The organism is Nocardioides aquiterrae, assembly GCF_039526625.1.
Classification (GTDB): domain Bacteria; phylum Actinomycetota; class Actinomycetes; order Propionibacteriales; family Nocardioidaceae; genus Nocardioides; species Nocardioides aquiterrae.
The window spans coordinates 80,511-82,411 of sequence record NZ_BAAAJE010000022.1; the positions used below are offsets into that span (position 1 = coordinate 80,511).

The 1,901-nt window shown below is 68.6% G+C and carries 2 protein-coding genes; one reads left to right on the forward strand and one right to left on the reverse strand.

All coding sequences use genetic code 11. The features are described from left to right. Positions 1-87: 87 nt before the first annotated feature. Complete coding sequence (locus tag ABD086_RS19170) at positions 88-1,521, reverse strand: NCS2 family permease (protein WP_343909213.1); 1,434 nt, start codon at positions 1,519-1,521, stop codon at positions 88-90. 48 nt (positions 1,522-1,569) lie between these two features. Between ABD086_RS19170 and ABD086_RS19175 the strand changes: the two genes are divergently transcribed. After that, the gene (locus tag ABD086_RS19175; protein ID WP_343909214.1) at positions 1,570-1,842 is read left to right on the forward strand and encodes a DUF2530 domain-containing protein; all 273 of its coding nucleotides are present in this window, start codon (positions 1,570-1,572) and stop codon (positions 1,840-1,842) included. Positions 1,843-1,901 lie beyond the last annotated feature (59 nt).

Consider the following 1,901-nt stretch of genomic DNA (forward strand, 5'->3'; position numbering starts at 1 on the left):
TCCCGAGACCCTGCACGCTGAGTCCTGACATACGACGAGTCGGCGCGGTCTCAGGCTGAGACTGCGCCGACTCGGCGTCGGGCGGGCTCAGGTGAGCCAGCTGGTGATCGGGTTGATGAAGAAGTACACGACGAACAGCGCCGCGACGACCCACATCAGCGGGTGGATCGCGGCGACCTTGCCGCGCACCAGCTTGATGAACACATAGGCGATGAAGCCGGCGCCGATGCCCACGGTGATCGAGTAGGTGAACGGCATCAGCACGATCGTGAGGAAGGCCGGGATCGCGATCTCGAGGTCGTCCCAGTCGATGCCCTTGACCTGCTGCATCATCAGGAAGCCGACCAGGACCAGCGCGGGGACGGCGGCCTCGGACGGGATGATCGCGACCAGCGGCGCGAGGAAGATCGCCAGCAGGAACAGCACGCCGGTGACGACCGAGGCGAGGCCGGTGCGCGCACCCTCGCCGACGCCGGACGCCGACTCGATGTACGACGTGTTGGACGAGACGCCCGCGGCGCCGCCGGCGGCCGCGGCGATCGAGTCGACGACCAGGATCCGCTGGGTGTTCGGCGGGGTGCCGTCCTCCCGCAGCAGGCCGGCCTCGGCGCCGATGGCGGTCATCGTCCCCATCGTGTCGAAGAAGTCCGCGAGCATCAGCGTGAACACGAGCAGCAGCGCGGTCACGATCCCGGCGTTCTCGAAGGAGCCGAGCAGGCTGAACTGGCCGAGGGTGCCGAAGTCCGGGGTGTCGAAGACCTTGTCCGGCCACGAGGGCGTGGTGAGGCTCCAGGTCTGCGCGCTGATCGCCTCGACGACGATCGCGATGATCGTGGTGGCGATGATCGAGATCAGGATGGCGCCCTTCACGTGGCGCACCCACAGCGCGATGACCAGCAGCAGGCCGATCGCGAAGACCAGCACCGGCCAGCCCGAGAGCTGCCCGTTCGCGCCGAGCTGGACCGGCACGGTGGTGTTCGCGGCGTCGGGGATGCGGTGCACGAACCCGGAGTCGACGAAGCCGATCAGCGCGATGAACAGGCCGATGCCGACCGAGATCGCGACCTTCAGCTGGGCCGGGACGGCGTGGAAGACCGCCTCCCGGAACCCGGTCAGCACCAGCACCAGGATCACCAGGCCCTCGATCACGACCAGGCCCATCGCGTCGGCCCAGGTCATCTGGCTGGCGATCGAGAACGCGACGAAGGCGTTGAGGCCGAGACCCGTGGCGAGCGCCAGCGGGTAGTTGGCGACCACGCCCATGAGGATCGTCATCAGGCCCGCGACCAGCGCGGTGCCGGCGGCGATCATGGCCAGGTTGGGCTCGGTCCCGCCGCCCAGGAAGTTCCCGTCCTCGTCGGTGGCGTACCCGAGGATCAGCGGGTTGAGCACGATGATGTAGGCCATCGTGAAGAACGTGACGAGACCGCCACGCACCTCACGGCCGACGGTCGATCCCCGCTCGCTGATCTTGAAGTACCGGTCGATACCGCCGCCGGCGGTGGTGGTCTGGTTGCTCACGGGGGCAAAGCATCCCAGACTCGGGCGTCGTGGACTAGCGTGGCGCCCGTGGAACGGGACGAGCAGCCGCTGACCCGCGAGATCGGCAACCGGACGTTCTTCGTGGCCGACGTCCAGCCACTCGACGTGGACGGCGTCCGCACCGTCGAGGTCGGTACGGCGCTGTGGCTGCTCGGGTTCGTCGCCCTGCTGCCGTTCTACGGACGGCTCGAGGACTCCGGCAACGAGTGGTGGCTCTGGACCTGCCTGGCCGGGTTCGGGCTCGGCCTGTTCGGGCTCGAGTACTGCCGGCGCCGCCGCAAGGCGCGCGCCGACTCCTAGGTGTACCCAGCCAGGACGTTGGTAGCGGGCGCGTCGGCTTGAATGGGTGAGAGCCCCCG